The sequence below is a fragment of the Vibrio sp. 378 genome (assembly GCF_033339435.1).
In genome coordinates, this window is the sequence record NZ_JAWOUO010000772.1 from 1 (window position 1) to 611 (window position 611).

General features: G+C 49.6%; 1 protein-coding gene. It reads left to right on the forward strand.

The window, feature by feature from the left end; genetic code table 11:
• Positions 1-611 (forward strand): DnaB-like helicase C-terminal domain-containing protein (locus R7Q48_RS28765; RefSeq protein WP_318133750.1); only part of this gene is annotated, 611 nt, incomplete at both ends.

A 611-nucleotide genomic window follows, 5' to 3' on the forward strand; every position in this document is an offset into this window, starting at 1 on the left:
CAGTTGATGATGCGTATGTTGGCATCCTTGTCTCGCGTAGACCAAACCAAGATCCGTACGGGTCAGTTGGATGATGAAGACTGGGCACGTATTTCTTCTACCATGGGTATCCTGATGCAGAAGAAAAATATGTACATCGATGACAGCTCAGGCTTAACGCCAACCGAAGTGCGTTCACGTGCCCGTCGTGTTGCTCGTGAGCACGGAGGTCTGTCAATGATCATGGTCGACTACCTTCAGTTGATGCGCGTACCTTCGCTAACCGATAACCGTACTCTTGAGATTGCCGAGATTTCTCGCTCGCTTAAAGCACTGGCGAAAGAGTTGAACGTGCCTGTCGTTGCACTATCGCAGCTAAACCGTTCCCTAGAACAACGAGCGGATAAACGACCTGTTAACTCGGACTTGCGTGAATCGGGTTCCATCGAGCAGGATGCCGACTTGATCATGTTCATCTACCGTGATGAGGTCTATCACCCAGATAGCCCATACAAAGGCACGGCGGAAATAATTATCGGTAAGCAACGTAACGGTCCTATTGGCTCGGTGCGTTTAACATTCCAAGGACAACACTCGCGCTTTGATAATTACGCGGGTCCAGCATTCGATAT